At 66.5% G+C, this 22828-nt stretch carries 27 protein-coding genes and 2 pseudogenes; 20 read left to right on the plus strand and 9 right to left on the minus strand.

Annotation, left to right across the window (positions count from 1 at the left end; genetic code table 11):
- The first annotated feature begins 60 nt into the window (after positions 1-60).
- Together ACTFO6_RS16405 and ACTFO6_RS16410 are read left to right on the plus strand one after the other, a co-directional pair.
- A complete protein-coding gene (locus ACTFO6_RS16405; protein ID WP_439935519.1) occupies positions 61-564 on the plus strand; it encodes a peroxiredoxin in 504 nt (167 codons plus the stop codon).
- A 184-nt stretch (positions 565-748) separates the two neighbouring features.
- Positions 749-1225 carry an FKBP-type peptidyl-prolyl cis-trans isomerase gene (locus tag ACTFO6_RS16410; RefSeq protein ID WP_439935520.1) on the plus strand — a complete coding sequence of 159 codons (477 nt, stop codon included), beginning with the start codon at positions 749-751 and terminating at the stop codon, positions 1223-1225.
- Between the two features lie 171 nt (positions 1226-1396).
- Here the strand turns inward: ACTFO6_RS16410 and mutS are convergent, their stop codons facing one another.
- On the minus strand, positions 1397-3970 hold the full coding sequence (mutS, locus tag ACTFO6_RS16415; protein ID WP_439935521.1) for a DNA mismatch repair protein MutS: 2574 nt from the start codon (positions 3968-3970) through the stop codon (positions 1397-1399).
- 43 nt (positions 3971-4013) lie between these two features.
- Positions 4014-4814, minus strand: a complete 801-nt coding sequence (locus tag ACTFO6_RS16420) for an inositol monophosphatase family protein (RefSeq protein ID WP_439935522.1) — start codon at positions 4812-4814, stop codon at positions 4014-4016.
- Positions 4815-4869: 55 nt separating this feature from the next.
- Between ACTFO6_RS16420 and ACTFO6_RS16425 the strand changes: the two genes are divergently transcribed.
- The 5 genes from ACTFO6_RS16425 to iscA all read left to right on the plus strand — a co-directional run bounded on the left by ACTFO6_RS16425 (position 4870) and on the right by iscA (position 8580).
- The gene (locus tag ACTFO6_RS16425) at positions 4870-5592 is read left to right on the plus strand and encodes an RNA methyltransferase (RefSeq protein WP_439935523.1); all 723 of its coding nucleotides are present in this window, start codon (positions 4870-4872) and stop codon (positions 5590-5592) included.
- Between the two features lie 117 nt (positions 5593-5709).
- Positions 5710-6462, plus strand: a complete 753-nt coding sequence (cysE, locus tag ACTFO6_RS16430; protein WP_439935524.1) for a serine O-acetyltransferase — start codon at positions 5710-5712, stop codon at positions 6460-6462.
- A 90-nt stretch (positions 6463-6552) separates the two neighbouring features.
- Positions 6553-7032, plus strand: a complete 480-nt coding sequence (locus ACTFO6_RS16435) for a Fe-S cluster assembly transcription factor (RefSeq protein ID WP_439935525.1) — start codon at positions 6553-6555, stop codon at positions 7030-7032.
- Entirely contained in the window at positions 7029-8189 is a 1161-nt protein-coding gene (locus ACTFO6_RS16440) for a cysteine desulfurase family protein (protein ID WP_439935526.1), read from the plus strand. Before ACTFO6_RS16435 ends, ACTFO6_RS16440 begins: the two co-directional genes overlap by 4 nt.
- A 67-nt stretch (positions 8190-8256) precedes the next feature.
- Entirely contained in the window at positions 8257-8580 is a 324-nt protein-coding gene (gene iscA, locus ACTFO6_RS16445; RefSeq protein ID WP_439935527.1) for an iron-sulfur cluster assembly protein IscA, read from the plus strand.
- 66 nt (positions 8581-8646) lie between these two features.
- Here iscA and ACTFO6_RS16450 read toward each other — a convergent pair whose 3' ends face one another.
- The 3 genes from ACTFO6_RS16450 to ACTFO6_RS16460 form a co-directional block, all read right to left on the minus strand.
- Positions 8647-8940, minus strand: a complete 294-nt coding sequence (locus tag ACTFO6_RS16450; RefSeq protein WP_439935528.1) for a calcium-binding protein — start codon at positions 8938-8940, stop codon at positions 8647-8649.
- A 157-nt stretch (positions 8941-9097) separates the two neighbouring features.
- Entirely contained in the window at positions 9098-9415 is a 318-nt protein-coding gene (locus ACTFO6_RS16455; RefSeq protein ID WP_439935529.1) for a hypothetical protein, read from the minus strand.
- Between the two features lie 15 nt (positions 9416-9430).
- A complete protein-coding gene (locus ACTFO6_RS16460) occupies positions 9431-9976 on the minus strand; it encodes an alanine racemase (RefSeq protein ID WP_439935530.1) in 546 nt (181 codons plus the stop codon).
- Positions 9977-10124: 148 nt separating this feature from the next.
- On the opposite strand from ACTFO6_RS16460, the gene ACTFO6_RS16465 reads away from it, so the two are divergent.
- A complete protein-coding gene (locus tag ACTFO6_RS16465) occupies positions 10125-10559 on the plus strand; it encodes a DUF411 domain-containing protein (RefSeq protein WP_439935531.1) in 435 nt (144 codons plus the stop codon).
- 67 nt (positions 10560-10626) lie between these two features.
- Here ACTFO6_RS16465 and ACTFO6_RS16470 read toward each other — a convergent pair whose 3' ends face one another.
- Positions 10627-10872: a PsiF family protein gene (locus ACTFO6_RS16470; protein WP_439935532.1), complete on the minus strand. Its 246-nt coding sequence runs from the start codon at positions 10870-10872 to the stop codon at positions 10627-10629.
- A 143-nt stretch (positions 10873-11015) separates the two neighbouring features.
- Here ACTFO6_RS16470 and ACTFO6_RS16475 point away from each other — a divergent pair, with 143 nt between their 5' ends.
- The 3 genes and pseudogenes from ACTFO6_RS16475 to ACTFO6_RS16485 all read left to right on the plus strand — a co-directional run bounded on the left by ACTFO6_RS16475 (position 11016) and on the right by ACTFO6_RS16485 (position 13424).
- Positions 11016-11636 carry a sigma-70 family RNA polymerase sigma factor gene (locus ACTFO6_RS16475; RefSeq protein ID WP_439935533.1) on the plus strand — a complete coding sequence of 207 codons (621 nt, stop codon included), beginning with the start codon at positions 11016-11018 and terminating at the stop codon, positions 11634-11636.
- Positions 11633-11779, plus strand: a pseudogene (locus tag ACTFO6_RS16480) (zf-HC2 domain-containing protein); the annotation flags it as partial. The gene ACTFO6_RS16475 and the pseudogene ACTFO6_RS16480, both read left to right, overlap by 4 nt.
- Before the next feature lie 337 nt (positions 11780-12116).
- Positions 12117-13424 (plus strand): hypothetical protein, encoded by a 1308-nt coding sequence (locus ACTFO6_RS16485; RefSeq protein WP_439935534.1) that lies wholly within the window; start codon positions 12117-12119, stop codon positions 13422-13424.
- A 54-nt stretch (positions 13425-13478) separates the two neighbouring features.
- On the opposite strand, the gene ACTFO6_RS16490 is transcribed toward ACTFO6_RS16485, so the two are convergent.
- Positions 13479-14606 (minus strand): DUF484 family protein, encoded by a 1128-nt coding sequence (locus ACTFO6_RS16490; protein ID WP_439935535.1) that lies wholly within the window; start codon positions 14604-14606, stop codon positions 13479-13481.
- 100 nt (positions 14607-14706) lie between these two features.
- Positions 14707-14937 (minus strand): YdcH family protein, encoded by a 231-nt coding sequence (locus tag ACTFO6_RS16495; RefSeq protein WP_439935536.1) that lies wholly within the window; start codon positions 14935-14937, stop codon positions 14707-14709.
- A 175-nt stretch (positions 14938-15112) separates the two neighbouring features.
- Here ACTFO6_RS16495 and ACTFO6_RS16500 point away from each other — a divergent pair, with 175 nt between their 5' ends.
- Complete coding sequence (locus ACTFO6_RS16500; RefSeq protein WP_439935537.1) at positions 15113-16087, plus strand: quinone oxidoreductase family protein; 975 nt, start codon at positions 15113-15115, stop codon at positions 16085-16087.
- A gap of 57 nt (positions 16088-16144) precedes the next feature.
- On the opposite strand, the gene merR is transcribed toward ACTFO6_RS16500, so the two are convergent.
- On the minus strand, positions 16145-16567 hold the full coding sequence (merR, locus tag ACTFO6_RS16505; protein ID WP_439935538.1) for an Hg(II)-responsive transcriptional regulator: 423 nt from the start codon (positions 16565-16567) through the stop codon (positions 16145-16147).
- Between the two features lie 86 nt (positions 16568-16653).
- Here merR and merA (ACTFO6_RS16510) point away from each other — a divergent pair.
- From merA (ACTFO6_RS16510) to merB, 8 genes and pseudogenes are all read left to right on the plus strand, one after another.
- A pseudogene (gene merA / locus ACTFO6_RS16510) lies at positions 16654-18042 on the plus strand (mercury(II) reductase); the annotation flags it as partial.
- Positions 18043-18059: 17 nt separating this feature from the next.
- Positions 18060-18521 carry a MerR family transcriptional regulator gene (locus tag ACTFO6_RS16515; protein WP_439935539.1) on the plus strand — a complete coding sequence of 154 codons (462 nt, stop codon included), beginning with the start codon at positions 18060-18062 and terminating at the stop codon, positions 18519-18521.
- A gap of 60 nt (positions 18522-18581) precedes the next feature.
- Positions 18582-19010, plus strand: a complete 429-nt coding sequence (locus ACTFO6_RS16520) for a mercuric ion transporter MerT (protein WP_439935540.1) — start codon at positions 18582-18584, stop codon at positions 19008-19010.
- Between the two features lie 34 nt (positions 19011-19044).
- A complete protein-coding gene (gene merP / locus ACTFO6_RS16525; RefSeq protein ID WP_439935541.1) occupies positions 19045-19341 on the plus strand; it encodes a mercury resistance system periplasmic binding protein MerP in 297 nt (98 codons plus the stop codon).
- Complete coding sequence (gene merA / locus ACTFO6_RS16530) at positions 19338-21044, plus strand: mercury(II) reductase (RefSeq protein ID WP_439935542.1); 1707 nt, start codon at positions 19338-19340, stop codon at positions 21042-21044. The genes merP and merA (ACTFO6_RS16530) overlap by 4 nt, the downstream gene beginning before the upstream one ends.
- A gap of 37 nt (positions 21045-21081) precedes the next feature.
- Complete coding sequence (locus ACTFO6_RS16535; protein ID WP_439935543.1) at positions 21082-21450, plus strand: MerC family mercury resistance protein; 369 nt, start codon at positions 21082-21084, stop codon at positions 21448-21450.
- 51 nt (positions 21451-21501) lie between these two features.
- Complete coding sequence (locus tag ACTFO6_RS16540) at positions 21502-22146, plus strand: hypothetical protein (protein WP_439935544.1); 645 nt, start codon at positions 21502-21504, stop codon at positions 22144-22146.
- Positions 22147-22267: 121 nt separating this feature from the next.
- On the plus strand, positions 22268-22801 hold the full coding sequence (gene merB, locus ACTFO6_RS16545; protein WP_439935545.1) for an organomercurial lyase: 534 nt from the start codon (positions 22268-22270) through the stop codon (positions 22799-22801).
- The last annotated feature ends 27 nt before the right edge of the window (positions 22802-22828 follow it).

Raw genomic sequence — 22828 nt, forward strand, 5'->3', positions numbered from 1 at the left:
GAGACAAATACGTTAGAATGGCCTCGCCATTTCTCCTCGACGATGGATGCACCGCCTGCAATGGTTCAAGTCGGCCAGGCCGCGCCGGAATTCGACCTTCCCGATGCCGACATGGCGATGGTGCGGTTGTCGACGTTTCGTGGCAAGAAGAACGTGGTGCTGTACTTCTACCCTAAGGACGACACTCCGGCGTGTACCATGCAGGCGATCGACTTTAGTGACCTGGAGGAGGAATTCAAGCGTTTGGACGCCGTGATTCTGGGGGTGAGCCGGGACGACTGCATCAGCCACGGCTCCTTCCGCGACAAGCACGGACTGTCCATCCAGCTCCTCTCCGACACCGACGGCGAGGTGTGCCGGCGCTACGGCGTGCTCCAGGAAAAAGAGGTGGAGGGCAAGCGTCGGCTGATCGTGTGCCGGTCCACTTTCATCATCGACAAGAAGGGCATCGTGCGCCACGCCCTCTACGGGGTCAACCCGAAGGGTCACGCCCACGCGGTGCTGGAGCTGGTCAAACAGCTCGGTGCCAAAGCCGGTCCCCATGTTTCACGAAGACGCTCCTAGGAGATAACGGGCGGCGGGGATATGGGGCGGCGGTTGCGCGCCGGGACCCTTTGACGGTACCTTGTTGTCTAGCTCGGATATTTCCCCAGGATGCCCCTCAAAGGAAGCGGCGATGGACGAAAAATATCCGGGCCGGGCCAGGCGGGTTCGTCTTCCGGCTCAATGAACTAAAGGAACTATCGCCATGATCGTCGCAAAAAACACTATCGTTACCTTCACCTACAAGCTGTTCGACGCGCAGGGCAATCTACTCGAGGAATCCCGGGAGCCGGTCTCCTACCTGCACGGGGGCTACCATGGCATTTTCCCCTTGGTGGAGGATGCCCTGGAGGGCAAGCAGCCCGGGGACGAGTGCTCCATCACCATGGAGCCGGAGAGCGCCTTCGGCGAGTACGACGCCTCCCTGGTGCGGGTGGAGGACCGGGCCCTATTTCCGGCCGAGGTGAGGGTAGGGATGCAGTTCGAAGGCCGGGGCGAGCAATCGGGGGAGGTGCACATCTTCACCGTGACCGAGGTGGCCGAGAACAAGGTGGTGGTGGATGGCAACCATCCCCTCGCCGGCATGCGGCTGCGTTTCGACTGCCAGGTGACCGACGTGCGGCCGGCCACCCCGGAAGAGCTGGCCCACGGGCACGTCCACGGCCCCCACGGGCATCACTGAGGGCGGCCGGGCCATCGAGTCTTTGGTCGATGGCCAGCGGGCCATGGGCCGCAATCCACCCTCCCTCCTCCCCTCTCGCCCAGAGGGAGAGAGAGACTGAGAAGGGGACTGAACCGCCAGGCAGTCTTTCGGGACGCTCGGCCGCAGCCCTTCGTGAAATATCCAGGCGAGTCACGCCTTACCGAGGCGCTTGAGTTCGTAGAGCTTTTCCAGTGCCTCCCGTGGCGACAACTCGTCCGGCTCCAGCGCCTTGAGCGCGTCCAGGACCGGGTGGGGTTCGGGTTCGGCCGGCGGCGCTTCGATTGCCAGCGCGAACAAGTCCCCTTGCCGCGACCGGCTCAATCCCTGGGTTTCCAGCCAGTGGAGCTGCTTGCGCGCCTGGGCGATCACCCGCGCCGGAACGCCAGCGAGGGCCGCCACCTGCAGCCCGTAGCTCTGGCTGGCGGGCCCCTCGTTCACCGTGTGGAGAAAGACCACCTTGTTGCCGTGCTCTACCGCGCCCAGATGCACGTTGGCGGCCTCCGGGTAGAGAGCGGCGAGGCGGGTCAGCTCGAAGTAGTGGGTGGCGAACAAGGTATAGCCGCGGTTGACGGTGAGGAGATGGCAAGCGATGGCCCACGCCAGGGCGAGGCCGTCGAAGGTGGACGTGCCGCGGCCCACCTCGTCCATGAGCACCAGGCTCGTGTCCGTGGCGTTGTGCAGGATATTGGCTGCCTCGGTCATCTCCACCATGAAGGTGGAGCGGCCGCCGGCCAGGTCGTCGGCGGCGCCGATCCGGGTGAAGATCTGATCCACCGGCCCGATCACCGCCCGGCCTGCCGGGACGAAGCTGCCGCAGCAGGCGAGGAGCACGATCAGCGCCACCTGCCGCATGTAGGTGGACTTGCCCCCCATGTTGGGGCCCGTGATCACCAGAAGCCTGCGCCCGGGACCTAGCCGGGCGTCGTTGGGGATGAAGTCCGCCGTCGCGCGCTCCACCACCGGGTGGCGCCCTGCCTCGATCTCGATGACCGGCTCCTCCGTGTACTCCGGGGCGCGGTAGTCCAGGGCCAAGGCTCGCTCCGCCAGAGCGGCGAAGACATCCAGCTCCGCCACGGCCCGGGCGATGCCCTGCAGCCGGGGCACGTACCCGCCGAGCCAGGCGAGCAGTTCCTCGTAGAGTTCCCGCTCCCGTGCCAGGGCCCGCTCCTGGGCGGAGAGGGTCTTTTCTTCGAAGCGCTTGAGTTCTGGCGTGATGTAGCGCTCGGCGTTCTTGAGGGTTTGGCGCCGGCGGTAGTCCTCCGGCACCTTGTCGCTCTGGGCCCGGGTCACCTCGATGTAGAAGCCGTGGACCTTGTTGTATTCCACCTTGAGGTTGGGAATCCCGGTGCGGGCCCGCTCCCGGGCCTCCATGGCCAGCAGGAATTCGCCGCAATGGGCCTGGAGGCTCCGTAGCTCGTCCAGTTCCGCATCGTAGCCGTCGGCGATCACGCCCCCGTCGCGCAGGAAGGCTGCGGGCGTCTCCTTGACAGCGCGCTTGAGCCGGGCCAGCACTTCTTTGGGTAAAGCGAGCGCCGACCGGATCTCGCCCAGCCGCGAGGCCTGGAGAGACATGAGCAGTGCGTCGAGGGCATCGAGGCGGGAGAGACTGTCCCGCAGCGCGGCCAGGTCCCGGGGGCGCGCGCTTCCCAGGGCGATGCGGGCGGCGATGCGCTCCAGATCGGCCATGCACTTGAGCTCGGCACGCAGAGCGGCGCAGGTCTCGCGCGCATCCCCAGCCAGCTCGGCGATCGTCTGCAGCCGCTGTTCCCGCGGGGAGCGCAGGCGCAGGGGATGGTGCAGCCAGTGGCGCAACAGGCGGCTTCCCATGCTGGTGGCGCAGGTGTCCAGCACCGAGAGAAGGGTGGGGGCCGGCTCTCCGCGCAAGGTCTCGCTGATCTCCAGATTGCGCCTGGTCACGGCGTCCAAGCGCACGAAATCGGTCGTCCGCTCCACGGTGACGCCTTGCAGATGGGCGAGGGTGGCCCCCTGGGTGAGGCGGGCGTACTCCACTAGGGCGCCGGCGGCGGCGACGGCGAGGGGCAGGTCGTCACAGCCGAAGCCCGAGAGGTCGCGGGTGCCGAAATGGCGGGCGAGCAGGTCCTGGGCGATGGAGTGGTCGAATTGCCAGTCGGGCAGGCGTTTCAGCGGGATCGGGCGGGCTTCGAAGACCGGGTGCCGCAGGCTCTCCGGCAGCAGGATTTCCGCCGGCCGGATCCGCTCCAGCTCGGAGGCGAGGGCGGCGGGCTCGATTTCCATGACCCGCAGGCTCCCGGCGGCCAGGTTGAGCCAGGCGAGGCCCACGCGCCGGCGTTCCCAGGTGGCGGCGAGGAGCACGCTCTCGGCGCGTTCGTCCAGCAGGCCCGCGTCGGTGAGGGTGCCGGGGGTGACGATGCGCACCACCCGCCGCTCCACCGGGCCGCGGGCGGCGTCCGTGTCCCCCACCTGCTCGCAGATGGCCACCGACTCCCCCAGCCGTAGGAGCTTGGCCAGGTACTGCTCCGCCGAGTGCACCGGCACGCCCGCCATGGGAATCGGCTCGCCGGCGGATACCCCCCGCCGGGTGAGGGTGATGTCGAGGAGCCTGGCGGCCTTCTCCGCGTCCTCGTAGAACAGCTCGTAGAAGTCGCCCATGCGGTAGAACAGCAGCACATCGGCATGCTGTGCCTTGATGCGCAGATACTGCTGCATGACAGGCGTGTGGCGGGAGAGGTCGTCGAGCTTCATGGGAAGCGTGGACCGGGTTCTGCCGAGGCCGGCGTGGCGGGAATCAGGGGTTCTTCAGCTTCTCGGTGAGGTGGGGCGCGATCGCCTTGAGCAGCTCGACGAACACCTTGGGGTTGCCGGCGACGATGTGGCCGCTCTTCAAGTGATGGGGTTCCCCCCTCAGGTCACCCACCAGGCCGCCCGCTTCGGTGATGAGGAGGCAGCCGGCCGCCATGTCCCAGGGGGAGAGCCCGAGTTCCCAGAAACCGTCGTACCAGCCGGCGGCTACATACGCCAGGTCCAGGGACGCGGCCCCCGGCCGTCGCACGCCGGCCGCGATTCCCATCACGTCGCGCAGCATGGCGAGATACGCCTCGCTGTGCTCCTTGCGGGAGTAAGGGAAGCCGGTGCCGATCAGCGCCCCTTCCAGGCTCGGGTGCTTGCTCACGCGGATGCGCCGGTCGTTCAGATAGGCGCCGGCGCCCCGGCTGGCGGTGAACAGATCGTTGCGGACGGGGTCGTAGACCACGGCCTGGCTCGGCGTCCCTTTGTGCATGAGGGCGATGGACACCGCATACTGGGGCATGCCGTGGAGGAAGTTGGTGGTGCCGTCCAGGGGGTCCACGATCCACTGGTACGGCGAACGCCCATGGCCGCCGCTCTCTTCTGCTAGAATGGCATGGTCCGGATAGGCCTTGTGCAACACTTCGATGATGGCTTCTTCGGCCGCGCGGTCTACCTCCGACACGAAATCGTTGTACCCCTTGGCGCTGACCTTCACCAGATCCAGGTCCCGGGCGGCGCGCAGAATGATGTTGCCGGCGCGCCGCGCCGCCTTGACGGCGGTATTCAGCATGGGATGCATGGGACGCTGTTGACTGGGTTACGAAGAATCCGCGCATTGTAGTGCGATTCCCCCGGTGAATAAACCCGATCCGCTGCAGAGGGTGCGCGTGGTGCTCGTGGGCACGAGCCACCCGGGCAATATCGGCGCTGCGGCGCGGGCGATGAAGACCATGGGGCTTACGGCGCTATACCTGGTGCGCCCCCGGCGCTTCCCCGACCCGGAGGCGACCGCTATGGCCGCGGCGGCGGCAGACGTACTGGAGGGGGCCCGGCAATGGGACAGCCTAGACGAGGCGCTGGCGGGCACCGTGCTGGCGGCGGGGCTCACCGCTCGCCACCGGGAGCTGGCGCCGCAGCCTTTGACGCCTCGGGAGGCCGCGCCGGAGCTGCTTGCCTTCGCCCGGGCCGGGCCGGTGGCGCTGGTGTTCGGCAACGAGGCGAGCGGGCTCACCCGGGAGGAATTGCAGCGCTGCCGGATGGTGGTGCATATTCCCGGGAACCCCCATTACCACTCCCTGAACCTGGCGGCCGCCGTGCAAGTCATGGGCTACGAGCTGCGTATGGCCTTGCCCCAAGCGGGAAGCCTGGAGGCGAGCCCGCGGGAGATGGCGCGCCACGAGGACATGGAGCATTTCTACGCCCACCTGGAGCGCACCCTTCTCGCCGTCGGCTTCCTGGAACCGCAGCGGTCGGGGCGGTCGATGCGGCGGTTGCGGCGCATCTTCGATCGCGCCCGCCTGGAAAAGGACGAGGTGAGCCTCCTGCGGGGCATCCTCAAGGCGGTGGCCAGGGAATGACAAGCGCGTTCATGGATCGGCAGTGCGGGCGGTCCGAGCGATGTACGAGTCCCGGCCGAATTCTTGACCGAATTGGTTGGGAAATGGATACTCGTACAGCGATTCAAGGATACCCGCATGTTCGACCGACTTCGAGAAGACATCGCCAGCGTTTTTCACCGGGACCCGGCCGCGCGCAATGCCTGGGAGGTGATCACCTGCTATCCTGGCTTTCATGCCATCGTCATCCATCGCGTGAGCCACCGGCTGTGGCTCATGGGCTTCAAGTGGCTGGCGCGGTTCGTCTCGCACATCGGCCGGTGGCTTACCGGCATTGAAATCCATCCGGGGGCGCGCATCGGCCGGCGCTTCTTCATCGACCACGGCATGGGCGTGGTGATCGGGGAGACCGCCGAGATCGGCGACGACTGCACCCTCTACCACGGGGTCACCCTGGGCGGAACCACCTGGAACAAGGGCAAGCGCCATCCCACCCTGGGCAGGGGGGTGGTGATCGGCGCCGGCGCCAAGGTGCTCGGCCCCATCACCGTCGGCGATGGCGCCAAGATCGGCTCCAATGCGGTGGTGGTCAAGGACGTGCCGCCCGGCGCCACCGCGGTGGGGATCCCGGCCCGGTTGGTGGACGATTCGCGCAAGGACGCCCGGGAGCGCCAGGCGGAGCAGATGGGCTTTTCCGCCTACGCTATCAGCCAGGACATGGATGATCCCATCGTGAAGGCGATCCACGGTTTGCTCGACCATACGGTGGTCACCGACCAGCGGCTCAACAAGATCATCGAGGCCCTGGACCGGCTGGGCGCCCGGGTGGACGAGCTCAAAGCCCTAGAGGACAAGTTCGACGCCGCTTATCTGAACAAAATAGTTGACTAATTTAGTTGTGTATTTTATCCTTGTCTTATTATTAATATTTTCAATGAGTTGAATTTTAAAGCGGGCAACCGGGAGAAAAGGACAGCGGGCATGAGACTGACCACTAAGGGACGCTTCGCGTTGACCGCCATGATCGACCTGGGGCTCCAGGGAGGCGCAAAGCCCACCGCCCTTGCCGGGATCAGCGAGCGGCAAAAGATTTCCCTCTCCTACCTGGAGCAGCTTTTCAGCAAGCTGAGGCGCCACGGGCTGGTGGAGAGCGTGCGCGGGCCCGGGGGCGGGTACACCCTCGCCCGGTCCATGGCGGAAATCTCCGTGGCCGACATCATCCTGGCGGTGGACGAGCCCATCGACGCCACTTTGTGCGGCGGAAAGGAAGACTGCAAGGACGGGGAGCGTTGCATGACCCACGAGCTATGGGCCGGTCTCAACGAGAGAATCTACGAGTATCTGTCCTCGGTGAGCTTGGCCCAGCTGGTGGCGAAACAGCGGCAAGAGAGCGTGGCGGTCCTGAAGGACCAGCGCAAGGCGGGCGGCAGAACCAGTCCCGAGCCCGCGGTTTCGGTTTGAGCCCTGCCGTCGTGGATCCGGTCTACTTCGATCACAACGCCACCACGCCCCTGGACGAGCGGGTGTTGGAGGCCATGCTGCCCTATTTGCGCGCAGACTTCGGCAATGCGTCCAGCCGCCATGAGCTGGGCACCCGGGCGCGCAAAGCCGTGGACCGGGCGCGGGAGCAGGTGGCCGAAGCGGTGGGCGCTCAGCCTTCCCAGGTGGTGTTCGTGAGCGGCGGTTCGGAAGCCAACAATCTGTTTATCAAGGGGGCCGCCGCTTTCCTCAAGCCCTCCCAGATCCTCGTGTCGGCGGTGGAGCACCCCTGCGTGGCGAAGCCCGCCCAGGAGCTCATCCGCCAAGGGTGGCAGTGCCGCCGGATCGCGGTGGACAAGCAGGGACGGCTCGACTTCGGCGATTACGAGGCGGCCCTGACGCAGCCCACCGGGATCGTGTCGGTGATGCTGGCCAACAACGAGACAGGGGTAATCCAGGACGTGGCTCGCATCGCTGAACGGGGCCGAGGGGCAGGGGCCTGGGTACACAGTGATGCGGTACAAGCTCTAGGGAAGATGGAAGTGGACTTCCGCTCGCTTCGCGTGCACGCGCTGACGGTGTCGGCCCACAAGGTCTACGGTCCTAAAGGGGCGGCGGCCCTGGTGCTAGACAAGCGGGTGTCGGTGAAGGGCCTGATCAGCGGCGGCGGCCACGAAGGAGGGCTGCGGGCCGGCACGGAAAACGTGCCCGCCATCGTGGGCATGGGGGTCGCCTGCGAGCTCGCCAGGGCCCGCTGGCGGCAGGACGCTGAGGGGCTTGCCCGCCTGCGGGACCGGTTGGAGCGGGGGGTGGCGAGCCTCGGCGCCGTGATTTTCGGCGCGGGTGCGGCCCGCATTCCCAATACGAGCTATTTCGCCTTCGAAGGCATCGATGGCGAGACTTTGGTGATCGAGCTGGACCGGCTGGGCTTTTGCGTGGCGAGCGGCTCCGCCTGCTCCAGCCTGAAGACGGGTCCAAGTGAGGTGCTCCTCGCCATGGGGGTCAGCCCCGAGCTCGCCCGGGGGGCGGTGCGGGTGAGCCTGGGGCGCGGCAACACCCAGGCCCAGGTGGAGGCTTTCCTGGAGGCCCTGGGGGGCGTGGTGGCTCGGTTGCGGCGCCTGAGCGCCCTCGCCCTCTGATGGGAGCGGTTAACGCCGCCGGGACGTGGCGCTAAAATAAGCCAATCGACGGCAAGGAGCGAATTCTATGGCAGTGACGTTGACCGAAACAGCGGCGAAACACGTTCGAAGCTTCCTGGAAAAGCGGGGCCGGGGCCTGGGCTTGAGGCTGGGGGTGCGTACGGCCGGCTGCTCCGGCTACGCCTACAAAGTAGAATTCGCCGACGAGGCGCGGGAAGGGGATACCTTGTTCGAAAGCCACGGGGTCAAGGTGCTGGTGGACGCCAAGAGCCTGCCCTTCCTCGACGGCACGGAAGTGGACTTCACCCGGGAGGGCCTCAACGAACGCTTCACCTTCCGTAACCCCAACGTGAAGGACGAGTGCGGTTGCGGGGAGAGCTTCAGCGTCTGAAGCGAGTCTTTCCGGGCCCGAAAGAAAGCGGGACCGGCGTCCCGCTTTCTTTTTTTCGGGCGCTCGTTACTTGCCCGCCGCGATGTGGGACAGGTACTGCCGGTCCACGTAGGCCTGCATCTCTTCCCGGGTGATGTAGCCGTCCCGGTTGACGTCGATGTCGTTGAAGCGGGCCAGCAGCTCAATGTGCCCGAAGATGTCGGAACGGCTAATGCGCCCGTCCCGGTTCACATCGTACTGCTCGAACAGGGCCACGTACTCCTGGGCCCGGCGCTTGTAGTAGTCCTCGGGGCTTTGGGCCAGGGCCAGGGCGCTTCCAGCGACGAGAAGCAACGACAGGGCGACGACGGTTTTTTTCATGGTTCCCCTCCTTTCCTCTTCTTCCGCAGACGCTAAATTCGACCGCGGCATGGGGCGTGAAGTTTTCCCGGGGGGACGTCCTTACCAGACGGCAGCCCGGGCGGTGATGGGCCACAGGGCCTCGACCCGCCCCCCTCGAACGGCCACGTACCAGTCGTCAAGGTTGACGGTGGGGTCGCAATGGCCCGGCACCAGGAGGAGCTTCTCCCCCCAGGGCCGGCAGCCTCGCCCCCGGCGCGGGCTCCAGCGCCCTGTGCTCGTCCATGGCGCGGGTGTAGACGATGTCCGGGCGGCCGTGGACCAGGGGCAGTCCCGAGTCCACGCTGAAGGCTTTCAGGCCGGCGTCCACCACCGCACGGGAGGCCGCAGGCCGGCCCATGACCGTGGCGAGCACGAAAAGGCTCAGCTCAAAGGGGGGCGGAGGGGGCGAGGCCTCAGGCGCCCCCCCCAGGTCCCTGGCGTAGTCCGCGTCCATGAAGACATAGGAACCCTACGGCTGCACCTTCCGGTAGGCGCCGCTGGCGGCCTCCAGGAGGTAGGTGCCGGTGCCGCCGCCGGTCACCCAGGGACAGGGGATGCCGTGGTTCTCCAGCAGCCCCACCGTGGCCTGCACGTGGCCCACGGCCGCGTCGATGGCAGCGCGCCGGGCGGCCGCGTCCAGCTCGTCCACGTTGCCGGCATCGTCCACGCACACCGCCACCCGGGCCCGGCGGGCGAGAGCCGCGATGCGCTCGAGCTTGCGCCGGCCGACCACCTCGTTGGACACCAGCACGTCGACGATGCCCCCTTCCACCAGGGCCTCGGCCTCGCTCACTTTCTGGCAGCACACCCCCACCGCCCCAAGGGCCATCCGCCGGCGGGCGATCTCCGGGCACTTGTGACTCTTGGCGTGGGGGCGAAGCCGCACGGGCAGGCCCCGGAGGGAATCCGCCATGCGGCGCAGGTGACGCTCGAGAACGTCCAGGTCGACCAGGAGGGCCGGGGTGTCGACTTCCTCCAGGGGCATGCCGAACTCAGCGGGCGGAGGTGGGGCCACCGGGGTTCCTCAGGCAAGGGTTGACGGGTGCCGGGGCCGGCGCTGACCGTTACAATAGCTAAGGTTGCGCCGGTCGGGCGCCGCGGCGCTCCGTCAGGGCCCGGCCGGCGCCAGGCCCTTCTGGCAATTCACGGGGAGCAGAAACGCCATGATCCGCACCTTGCGCAGGAGCCTGCTCGCCACCGCGCTGGTGATTTCGTCGGGCGCGCAAGCCGCGGGCGAGGTCACCGTTTACAAAAATCCCCACTGCGGCTGCTGCGGAAAGTGGGTCGAGCACCTGCGGGAAAACGGCTTCCAGGTGACTTCCCGGGATGTGGTGGATCTTACCGAGATCAAGGCCCGCTACGGGGTGCGCCCCCGCCTCGCGTCTTGCCATACCGCCGTCGTGGACGGCTACGTGCTGGAGGGCCACGTGCCGGCGGAGGCGGTCAAGCGACTGCTGCAGGAACGGCCGCCGGTGAAGGGCCTGGCCGTGCCGGGGATGCCGGTGGGATCGCCGGGCATGGAGGGACCTGACCCGCAGCCCTACAACGTCTACACCTTCGACGACAAGGGCGAAGCGCAGGTGTACATGCGCTATTGAACGCCGGCGATGGAAGGCCGCCGGCGGGGCGGCCCTCCTTCCTGGGCGGCGGTCAGAGGAGTGGGGATCAGCCGGAAGCGCCCTTGGACGCGGCGGGCTTGCCGCCCTTTAGGCACTCCCGCATGAAGTCCTTGCGCGCATCCCCAGAGAGCCCCTTGGCTTTCGCTTCCTTGGAGCAATCCGCCATGCGCTGCTGCTGGGGCGTCAAGGGCTTATCCTCGGCGGCGGAAGCGGCAGCGCAGAAGGCGAGGCCGGCGGCCAGGACGAGGCCTCTGGCCAAGACGAGGCCTCTCGCTGAAGCAAAGGTTTTCATGTGGCTTCTCCTTTCGTCGATGTTATGCAGTTAGGATGGAAACCCACCTGAGCGGGCGGGCGCGCGTCTCGTGGACGGCCGGCCCGATTGACCTGGGGCGGGGGCTGGGAAATACTGGAACCCCTTCCAGCACCGAGCCCTCCATGGCCCAAGCTCCACCCGACGAAGACACTCCTGGCGAGAGCCCCCTCGACGTGGCGGGGTGGCTGACCCGGCACGGAGACGCGCTCCTCCATTATGCCCTCGTCATGGTAAAAAATGAAGAGCAGGCGAAGGACCTGGTCCAGGAGACCCTGCTCGCCGCCTGGAAGGGGCGCCACGGCTACCAGGGGCGGGCGTCGGAGAAGACCTGGCTCACCGCCATCCTCAAGAACAAGATCGCCGACCACTTCCGCGCGAGCGTCCGGGAGGCGCTGGCGGCCGGGCCCTTCGACCCGGACGCCATCGGGGCGGAGGACGAGGAGTCCTGGCGCGAGGACGGGCACCACGCCGTCCCGCCCGGGACCTGGGGCGACCCGGAGGCGAGCCTGGAGCGGGCCCGGTTCTGGGAGGCGGTCCAGGCGTGCCTGGACGATCTGGCCGAGCTCCAGCGCTCGGCCTTCGTCCTGCGAGAGGTCCACGGGATCGAGGCGGAGGCGATCTGTAAGGACCTGGGGATCACGGCGTCTAATTTATGGGTGTTGTTGCACCGGGCCCGCCATCGGCTGCGCCGATGCCTCGAAAAGCGGTGGTTCGAATCCGCCCAGAGAAACCGAGATCCATGATCACCTGCCGCGAAGCCTCCCAGTTGATCTCCCGGGCCCGGGACGTGCGCCTCGCCTGGCGGGAGCGCTTGGCCCTGCGCCTGCACCTCCTCGCCTGCGAGATGTGCCGTCGCTACGGCCGGCAGATCGAATTTATCGGCAGGGCGGCGGGCATGCTGGAGGAGGCCCTGGAGCGCCACGGCGACCGCCTCGCCGGGCTGGACCAGCAACGTCGGGCCGAGATCCTGGAGGCGGTGCGCCGGCGCATCGCCGAAGAGGGAGCGCCCCCCCGGTCCGCCGGCCGTCCCAACGGCGCGGGCCACGAAAGAGAGGGCTGAATCTCGCCGCCGCCGGCGCGGCGGTTTCTTTCTTCGTCCCGCGCCTTTCTGTACCATGCAGGGCTGACCGGGGCGTGCCCGGCGCTTCCGCTTCCCCATGGATTCGATCGCGACTACGAGGCTTGCCCGCCCGGCCGGGGCGGGGCGCCCCTGAGGGCCGGCTTTGCTCGACGCTCCCACGCGCTCCGAGCGGCTCGGCGGCTGGACCCTGGTCGCCTTCGTGGTCCTGGTCATGGCCCACCAGATCCGGCCCGCCGTTCCCCTGGAGGCGGCGGGCGTGCTCGGCTGGACGGCCGCTTTGCTGCTCTGGCGCCGCCTGAGCGCCAAGCAGCGCATCCCGGTGCTGGCCATGCTGCTCCTGGGCGCGGCGGGCATCATGGCCGGCGCGCCGCTGGGGGAAGAGGCGCTGGTGCGCCAGGCCCTGACCCAAAACAACGCCCTGGTGGCGATGCTGATCGCCGTCTCCTTCCTCCAGCTCGTCACCCTCGCCCGGCCCACGGAGGAAGCGCTCCCCCACGGTCGCCGGGCCCTGGGGCGGACCCTGCTGGGGGTGCACCTCTTCGGCGGCGTCATCAACCTGTCCACCGTGCTGATCGTGGGCGAGCGGATCGCCCTGGGCGCCCGGCTGGGGCGCAGCCAGGTGATCGCCCTCTCCCGCTCCTTCGGTGCGGCGGCTTTCTGGTCCCCTTTCTGGGCGGCCATGGCCACGGCCCTTTCCTTTGCCCCTGGAGCGAATTTTGCGAAGCTGATGGGGGTGGGCGTGCCCTTCGCCGCCCTGGGGCTCTTCTTCACCTGGCTAGACCTCACCTCCGGGGATCCCGCCCGGGGCGAAGGCTTCCGGGGCTATCCCATGCACCTGGACTCCCTGGCGCTGCCCCTCTCGCTGGCGGCGGGCGTGATCGCCCTCCACGCCCTCATTCCCGGCTGGTCGGTCCTGTCGGGCGTCACCCTGCTGGCGCCCCTCGCGGCCGTGGCGCTGCTTCTCCTGCGCAGCGGCCCGGGCGCTGCGGCCCGGCGTCTCTCTCGCCACGTGACTACCCGGCTTTCGGGCATGGCGGGGGAAGTCCATCTGTTCCTCTCGGCGGCGGTGTTCGCCTCCGGGCTGGGCGCCGTGCTCAAGCTGCTGGGGCCGGGGCTGCCGTTCCACGGGTTCGGGCCCCTGGAAGCTTCCCTGGTCCTGGGGCTGATCGTGGCCTTGTCCCTGGTGGGGATCCACCCGGTCATATCGGTGGCCACCGCCAGCGCCTGGCTCGCGCCGGTCGCCCCCCACCAGGATCTCCTGGCCCTGACCATTCTCATGGCATGGGGCATTGCCACCCCCTGCAACCCCTTCTCGGGACTGGCCCTGGCCCTCCAGGGGCGCTTCGGCGTGCAGGGGCGCAAGCTCCTCGCCTGGAACGCGGCTTACGCCTTGCGCATGGTGGCGGCCGGGGCGGTGGTTTTATGGCTGTTCGCCGCCCTGATCCTGTGAGCGGATCCGGTCCCTTCCTGGACCCGTGATCGGGCCGGTTCCTCGGGCCGTTCCTCAGCCGGCGGCCTGATCGGCGCTGCAGACCCGGTCCCGCCCGCCCTGCTTGGCGTGATAGAGGGCCCGGTCCGCCCGTTGGACCAGGTCCCGGGCGGCGGCCTCGGAGGAACCCGGGCCCGGGCGCAGCACCGCCACGCCCGCCGAGAGGGTGATGCGGATTTCCTCCCCGTGCATCAGCCGGAACGGCGTCCCGCCGATGGCGCGGCGCACCCGTTCGGCGATATGGCGGGCGAGATCCTCGTCCGTGCCGCCGAGCAGCACGGCGAACTCCTCGCCCCCGTAGCGGGCCAGCGCATCGGTCAAGCGCAGCTCCCGCTTGATGCGGGAGGCCGCCTCCCGCAGGACCCGGTCCCCCTCCTGGTGCCCGTAGACGTCGTTGACGTGCTTGAAGCGATCGATGTCCAAGAGCAGGCAGGCGAGGGGCTCTCCTTTGCGGGCCGCCCGGGCGACTTCTTCCCCCAACCGCTCCTCGAAGTAGCGCCGGTTGTGGACGCCGGTTAAGGCGTCGGTGATGCCCAGGTGCTTCAGCCGTTCGCTGTAGGTAGCGTTCTCCAGACACACGGCCGCCACCGCCGCCAGGTGCATCAGGAAGTCGGTGCCCAGGCCCGGGGCGTAGCGCTGGGGTTCCCTGGCGCCCAGGGTGAGCACGCCCATCAGCCGCTCCCGGCGCAGCAGGGGCAGCACCGCGCAACTGCGCGGCGATCCCCCCGAGAACAGCCCGCCGTGGAGGGCGGGATCGAAGGGCCCGAGCCAGGGAGAACGGCGCGGTCCGAGGAGCCGTTCCAGGCCACCCAGGTCATCCGCGAAGACCAGGTCGGGAAACTCCGCCGGATCGACTTCCAGGGTTTCCAGGGTACGCCTCAGCTCGAAATCCCCATCCAGCAGCACCAGGCTGACCCATGCCAGACGTAGCAGGCGGCGGGTACGGTGAAAGAGGGCCTCGAACAAGGCGGCAAAGCCCACCGCGCCGATCAAGGCCAGTTCGCATTGCTGGAAGCGGCGCAGGACCTGCTCGTTGTCCCGGGCCTGGGTGGTGAGAAACTCCAGTTGGCGCCGCAGGCCGTCGATGAGCTGGTACTCGTTGGAATCGGGAGGCATGGCTGGGAAGGAGGGCGGTTTACCCACGGACAGCGCTCGCGGCGGACTCAAGCCGCCCGGCGGTAATGAAAAAGCGCGCTCGCGAAGGCGGAAGCGCGCTTTTCATGGAATTCGGTAGGCCTTGTTGCTAGGCCGGGATATCCGGGGTGAGCCGGCGTTCCAGCAGGGCAATGTGGTCTTTAAGGTAAAGTTTTCGTTTCTTGAGGCGCCGCAACTGCAGCTCGTCCTGGTAGACGTCCTCGGACAAGCGCTTGATGATGTCGTCCAGATCTCGGTGCTCCAGCTCCAGTTCCTTGATTTTGCGCTTGATTGCTTCGATTTCCTCCTCTTCCATGGCGTATCCTCCGCTCACGAACATCGATCGCCTCCTTTCGGCCAAAGGTGCGGGCGGACGCCGGGATCCCGGGGCGACCCGCCCGCGGTTGAGGTTCCGAACGGCTTTTCGCTAGCATACTCCCGCCGTTCGACAATGGGTACACCCCCACGCCGCGAGGCCGGCGGCCGCGACCCATCTCTTTGAAAAGGAGGCCTGAATGCCGCACGCGATACGCTTCTACGAGACCGGGGAACCGGAGGTGCTGCGCTGGGAGGAAATCCAGGTGGGCTCTCCCGGCCGGTGCGAAGTGCGCCTGCGGCACACCGCCGTGGGGCTCAATTTCATCGATGTCTACCACCGCAGCGGGTTGTACCCGGTCTCCCTTCCTGCCACGCCCGGGCTGGAAGCGTGCGGCGTGGTGGAGGAAGTGGGCGAGGGCGTGACCGAGCTCAAGCCCGGCGACCGGGTGGCGTACGCCTCGCCCCCCATGGGAGCGTATGCGGAAGCGCGGCTCATGCCCGCGGACCGTTTAGTCAAGGTGCCCGAAGGGATCAGCGACCTGCAGGCCGCCTCCATGATGCTCAAGGGCATGACGGCTGAATACCTGGTGCGCCGCACTTTCCGGGTCGGGTCGGAGCACACCGTCCTGGTACATGCGGCGGCGGGCGGCGTGGGGCTGATTCTGTGCCAGTGGGCCCGGGCGCTGGGAGCGACCGTGATCGGCACCGTGGGCAGCGACGAGAAGGCGAAGCTCGCCGAGGCCCACGGCTGCAAGTATCCCATCGTCTACACCCGGGAGAACTTCGTCGCCCGGGTGCTGGACATCACCGGCGGGCGCAAGTGCGACGTGGTCTACGACTCGGTGGGCAAGGATACCTTCATGAAGTCCCTGGATTGCCTGCGGATGTTCGGCATGTTGGTCTCCTTCGGCCAGTCTTCCGGCCCCGTGCCGCCCCTTGACGTGGGAGTGCTTTCCGCCAAGGGGTCGCTCTATCTCACGCGCCCCACGCTGATGCACTACACCGCCAAACGGGAAGACCTGGTGATGTCGGCCAACGCCCTGTTCCAGATGGTGCTGGACGGCAAGATCCGCATCGAGATCAACCAGACCTATCCCCTCAAGGAGGCCGCCCAGGCCCACCGGGACCTGCAAGCGCGCAAGACCACCGGCTCGACGGTGTTCGTCGTGTGATCGATGACGAGGCGGCGGTCAAATCCGTCGCCCGGCACGCTCATTTTCCACCCTGCTTCACCCTTCCGACAGGGTGGCGATGATGGGGCAGGCGAGCTTACCGCGGCGCGCGTGGCACTCGCCGATTAGGGCCTTGAGCACCCGGCGCATGCGCTGGAGGTCCGCGATGCGGCTCTCCACCGCCGCGAGCTTGGCCGTGGCCAGCCGCTGCGCCTCGGCACAACTTCGCCCGTCCTCGAGGGCGAGGAGGTTGCGGACTTCCTCCAGGGTGAAACCGAGCTGCTGCGCCCGCTTGATGAAGCGCACCCGGTCCACGGCCGTCCGGGGGTAGCGGCGCACGCCCCCGAAGGGCTTTTCCGGTTTATCCATGAGCTTGCGCCGCTGGTAGAAGCGGATCGTCTCCACGTTGACTCCGGCGGCGCGGGCCACCTGCCCGACGGTCAACGTGTCCGCCGGTCCCGGTCCTTTCATCTTCGCCATGATCGCTCCTTGACTGCGGACTATGGTACGCAATGCAGGCTATCCCCGTCCGAACCGTTTGGGAAGAAGGGGGCATCGTGACTTCTCTGCACATCGCGATTATCGGCAGCGGCTCGGCGGCGTTCGCCTGCGCCATCCGCGCCGCCGAGGAAGGGGCGCGGGTTACCATGATCGAGCGCGGAACCTTGGGCGGCACCTGCGTCAACGTGGGTTGCGTGCCTTCCAAGGTGCTCATCCGCGGCGCGGAGATCGCCCGCTTGCAGGCGGCTCACCCGTTCGACGGCCTGGAGCGGCGCCGGCCGGTCATTCGCCGGGACGCGATGGTGGCCCAGCAGCAGGCGCTGGTGGATCGGTTGCGCCACGCCAAGTACCGCCGCGTCCTGGAGGAAAACCCTAACATCCGGCTGCTAGAGGGATCGGCGCGGTTTCGCGACTCCCACTCCCTCGCCGTCACCCGCCGCGACGGCCGGGAGGAGACCGTCGCCGCTGATCGCTTTCTCATCGCCACCGGCGCTTCCCCCGCTATCCCGCCGATCCCCAGCCTGGCCGGTACACCTTACTGGACTTCTACCGAGGCCCTGGTGGCGGAGGAAGTTCCCGAACACCTGATCGTGCTGGGGGGCTCCGCCGTCGGGCTGGAGATCGGCCAGGCGTTCTTGCATCTGGGCGCCCGGGTGACCATCGTCGAGCTTCTCTCCCTGTTGCCCAGAATGGATCCCGACTTGGGAGCAGGGCTTCAGCACGTGCTGGAGGAAGAAGGCGCGCGAATCCTCACCCGGACCGAAGTTAAGCGGGTCGCGTACGCGGGCGGGCGCTTTACTCTCGATGCTGGGGCTGAGCAGATCACCGGCGACCGGCTGCTGGTGGCCACCGGCCGGCGGGCCAACACCCTGGGGCTCGGACTTGCGGAAATCGGGGTCGAGACCGACCGGGCGGGCGCCGTCCTAGTCGACCAGGGCCTGCGTACTTCGGTGCCCCATATCTACGCCGCGGGCGACTGCACGGGCTTTCCCCAATTCGTGTACGTGGCGGCGGCGGCCGGCACCCGGGCCGCCATTAACATGCTGGGCGGGGATGCGCGCCTGGACCTCTCCACCATGCCCGCAGTGGTTTTCACTTCGCCCCAAGTGGCGGCGGTGGGGTTGACCGCGGAGGAGGCCCGGACGAGGGATTTCGAGGCGGAAAGCCGGACCTTGCGCCTGGAAGACGTTCCCCGGGCGCTCGCCAACTTCGATACCCGGGGCTTCGTCAAGCTGGTCGCGGAGCGGGGAAGCGGGCGACTGCTCGGCGCCCATGTGCTTGCCCCCGAGGCGGGGGAGATCATCCAGGCGGCCGCTCTCGCGCTGCGTGCCCGGATGACCGTGGCCGAGCTGGCCGATCAGCTTTTCCCCTACTTGACCATGGTGGAAGGCTTCAAGCTCTGCGCCCAGACGTTTACCAAGGACGTCAAGAAACTCTCCTGCTGCGCGGGATGAGGCAAGAGAAAGAGGCAATGAAGACATACACGATCTCGAAACTGGCTCGGAACGCCAAGGTCAGCATCCATCTCGTGCACAACTATACCGAGCGTGGATTGCTAAGGGCATGTGGCCGCACGCTCTCTGGTTATCGCATTTATGACGCGAGCGACCTGGAGCGCCTGCGATGGATCCGCGCGGGGAGAGCGGCTGGCATTCCTCTCGATGCGTTGGCTGAAGTTGTTCACGCGCTGGACGAGGACGACGAACGACGAATGGCTCGCGGTGTCGCGACGATCCGAGCGTATATCGCAGGCGTGCGCAGCGCGTTGGCTGTTCTGGATGCCGCACTGATCGTCCTTCGGAAGCCGCCTGGACCCAGCAAAGAGGCCGTGGGCATCCCACGACCCACGCCCCGTGTGCGCCGATCGGCCAGCACACTCGGGACGCTTGAGCCGATTACCGCTTCGGAAGCCGAAATGCCCTCGGGCGCTTGACATTGTACTTAGGTACCTTCTCTAGCATTCGCCACGATATTCATACCTTGGAGGTGATCGATGTCGCGAGTCAAAGACCATGCGTTGGAAGCTGGAACACTCAAGGCGGAGCGTGCTTTGAACAGCCGCCAAAGTGCCAAAGAAAAACTCGTAGGCGGTGCGCTGGCGGGAGGGGTGCTTGCCGCGGTCGGTGCATCGCTGTGCTGCCTGGGACCTCTGGTCCTAGTGAGCCTGGGCTTCGGGGGCGCCTGGATGGCGAACCTGACCGCGCTCGAGCCCTATCGACCCTTGTTTCTCGTCGCCGCGGTGACCGCCCTGGTTCTCGCCTACCGCAAGCTCTACCGCGCCCGGCCGGAGCAAGCGTGCGCCTCCGGCGCTGTCTGCGCGACGCCGCGCGTCGATCGCCTGTACAAGGCTTTGTTTTGGGCCGTCTCCGCGCTGGTCTTGCTGGCCGGGGCTTCACCCTACCTTGCCCCCCTGTTCTACTGATTCACCCTATGTATAGGAGATCCAGGAGATGAGTATGCGTGGGTTGACGTTTGCCGCCGTCTTCGGCCTGGGCGTGCTGATGAGCACGCCGGCTTTCCCGGCTACGCAAACCGTCGTGCTCGAGGTGCCGAGCATGACGTGCTCAGCTTGCCCGATCACGGTGAGGAAGAGTCTGGAAAGAGTTCCTGGCGTACTCAAGGCCAAGGTGACCTATGAGCCCAAGGAAGCCGTAGTCACCTACGACGATAGCAAAACCTCGCCTGACGCGCTAATGCGAGCGACCGCCGAGGCGGGTTATCCCTCATTCATCAAAGAGGGAGCAAGGCGATGACGGTGACTCATAGGCTTGGGATCTCGGGGATGACCTGCGACCACTGCGCGCAGGGGATCGAGAAAACACTTGCCAGCGTCGCTGGCGTGATCAAGGCCGTTGTCTCGTACCCTGACGGAATCGCTCACATTCAAACCACAAGTGAAGTGGTAGCCTCTGAGCTCGTCGAGGCGATCGAAGCTAAAGGCTATAAAGTGTGGCTTCCGGATCAGCGCGTAGCTGCCGAGGCAAAAGAGAAACCGCGCGTGCGCGAGGGGCCCCTCTTGGGGGTCGTCAAGGACCTCTTCGGTCGTCAGCACAAGAAGCCGGCCCAGTTGCACATTGCGATCATCGGAAGCGGCGGGGCGGCCTTCGCCGCGGCCATCCGCGCTGCCGGGGAGGGTGCTCGAGTGACTCTAATCGAGCGCGGCACGCTGGGGGGAACGTGTGTCAACGTGGGTTGCGTGCCCTCCAAGATCTTGATCCGGGCGGCGCATGTGGCGCATCTCCAGGCACACCATCCATTTGATGGTCTGGCGAGACAGCCGGCCGTGGTGGAACGCACAAGGTTAGTCGCGCAGCAGCAAGCCAGGGTCGAGGCGCTGCGTCACGCTAAGTATGAGAGCATACTTAAAGCCAACCATGGAATAACATTTGTTAGGGGTTTTGCGCGTTTCAAAGATGCTCACACGCTGATTGTGGTGCGGCCCGACGGCAGGGAATTGGAACTGCGGACGGACCGGATATTGATCGCCACGGGCGCTTCGCCGGCTGTTCCCGCCACGCCCGGCCTGGAGAGCACCCCTTACTGGACGTCGACCGAGGCACTGGCTGCGCAGCGGTTGCCCAGGCACCTGATCGTTTACGGCGGCTCAGTGGTCGCTGTGGAGTTGGGACAAGCTTTTCTGCGCCTAGGCTCCAAGGTGACCCTCGTCGCTCGTTCGACCCTGTTGTCGAAGGAAGATCCGGCGATCGGCGAGGGGCTCAAGGCGGCGTTGGAAGGTGAAGGCATGCGCGTGCTCACGCATACCGCGCCCAGGTATGTGGGCTTCGACAACGAGCGGTTCACTGTCGATGTGGGCGGCGAAAAGCTGATCGGCGACCGCTTGCTGGTGGCGACGGGCCGTAAGCCAAACACCTCTGCGCTGGATTTGGACAAGGCGGGCGTCAAGACCGATGCCAACGGCGCCATCATTGTGGACGAGCACATGCGTACGTCCATTGAACACATCTATGCTGCTGGCGATTGCACGACCCTGCCGAGCTACGTATACGTGGCGGCCGCGGCTGGCACTCGGGCGGCGCTCAACATGCTGGGCGGCGCGGAAACCCTCGATCTATCAGCGATGCCGGCAGTGGTGTTCACCGATCCGCAAGTGGCGACGGTGGGCTTGACTGAAGCCCAGGCGACCAAACTGGGCATCGAGGCGGAGAGCCGCATCCTTGCCTTGGATAACGTGCCGCGGGCGCTCGCGAACTTCGATACGCGTGGATTCATCAAACTGGTCGCGGAGCGGAGCTCCGGCCGTCTGATCGGTGTTCAGGCGCTCGCGGCGGAGGCGGGCGAACTGATCCAGGCTGCCGCGCTTGCCATCGGAAACCGCATGACGGTGCAGGCCTTGGCGGGCCAATTGTTCCCTTACCTCACCATGGTCGAAGGACTGAAGCTCTGCGCTCAAACCTTCACCAAGGATGTGAGACAGCTCTCGTGTTGCGCAGGGTGAGCGAGCGGCGCAATGACGAAGAGCAGGACAGGACCCTATGCTAGCGGATCTAATCAAGCAATTCGGCAGCGTTTTTGGAGCGGGGTTCGCCGCCGCGTGCTGCCTCGGCGTGAGCGCGGCGCTCTCGGCGGTCACCGCTATCGGCGCGGGCTTCCTGATCAACGACGCGTTTCTGATCCCGCTTTATGGAGCGCTCCTCGGACTGAGCGTCTGGCTCCTTTATCGTTCGACACGGGCCCACGGCAGCCCCGCTCCGTTCTACCTGGGGCTGAGCGGGGCAATCGTCGCGCTCGTGGGGTTATGGGTCGGCCCTTTTTTGGTTTACGGGGGGCTTGCGGCGATTGTCGCCGGGAGCGTCTGGGATTTTCAAAGGAAGCGCCGGCAACGCGCTTGTTCGAGTAATTGATGTTTATCGGCCCGGGCCCATTGGCGTTTCTTCCATAGGGGAGGTCACGCCGTGAAGAAATCGGACAACATGCGCTCGTTCCGTCTCGGGGCGTACTCGTCCATGTCCGCCAGTGTACTCAGAGTCTCCTTAGGCTGCCGGGCCGCTCCGGGACTCGGTTGCGGTTCGCGCGCCAAACCGTTGTTAGAAGCGCTGGAGCGGGAATCCTCCGTCGCGCAGGCCTGGCTCCACCGCTCTGGGACGATGCTGTGCTTGGTGTGGAAGAGTGCAACCCCCAGCGCTCAAACGCTGAAAGCGCTTCTTCTAGTCCACGGTCTGACAATGGAGGAGGAGATAAAGGGAATTGAGCGGGAGCAGGCGTTGAAAGATCTTGTTTTCGGCATCGGCTGGTATCGTGGAGCGCAGGTGGATCGGCTCAGCGAAGAAGAGGCCGAAGTCATAGCGGCGAGGCTAGTGCGTAGATTACGCAAGAGGCTACCGCTGCCCGATGGGCAAAGCGAAACGCTACAGGCTGCTTTCGCCGAGGTTTGCCGACACGAGTTCATCAACTACTCCCCGGAGCCGGAACAGGCACGCCGAGAGAGAATATTCCAAGGAACCATGGCGGCCGGGAGGCGATATCTCAGCATAGGGCAGCTTGGCGTGCTGCAAAAAGTGATCTCGGCGGGGTACCGTCCGATTTCGGACAGGGATTGACTCAATGGTGGAAGTGGGTCGAGCGCAGCGCAGGGCCCGGGTCCTCGAATCGCTGGACCGACTCCGGCGCGATTTTCCCCTGGAGGAGCGGATCAAGCGGGCTCAGCCAGCAGTGCAGGCCGTGTATGCCCAGGTGATTTTGCATTGGGTGCGCCATGGGATGCCGCCGCGAGCCGACATAGCGCCCCTTGCGGTTCTCGACGAGCTGACTGCGATGGACGCCTTGGTGATAGGCGAAAGCGGCATTGGTTGCTATCCCTTCAGCGCGCGCAAGACCGGCATCCGGGTGCAGTATTCGGGCAGCCCTGTCTACGCGATGTGCGCCATCGACGCGCTTGCCATCCCGCGGCTGGTCCGGCGGCCGGTTCGCATCGAAGCGCGCTGCACAGTTTGCCGGTGCCGCCTAGCCTGCGATCTGGAGGCCAACGGCGCCCTGCCCCATGATTTCGACCGAGGAATCCGCATCCTGTGGGAGCCATCCGCGTCTCACGCGGGCCCGTGCTGCGACAGCTTGTGTGCCGGGATTACCTTCATCTGCCGCTACTGCTCGGTCCCGGGAGAGTCCGCCGCTTTTTCGTTGCCTGAAGCCGCAGCGATCGGGAACGCGTTTTTCGCGTTCCAGCACAAGCTCTTAGAGCACTACGGGCCTCTGTGACAGCGCTACACGAATCGGGAGCAGTCG

The sequence above is a fragment of the Pelomicrobium sp. G1 genome (genome assembly GCF_051905455.1).
In the GTDB taxonomy this organism is placed as follows: Bacteria; Pseudomonadota; Gammaproteobacteria; order Burkholderiales; family UBA6910; genus Pelomicrobium.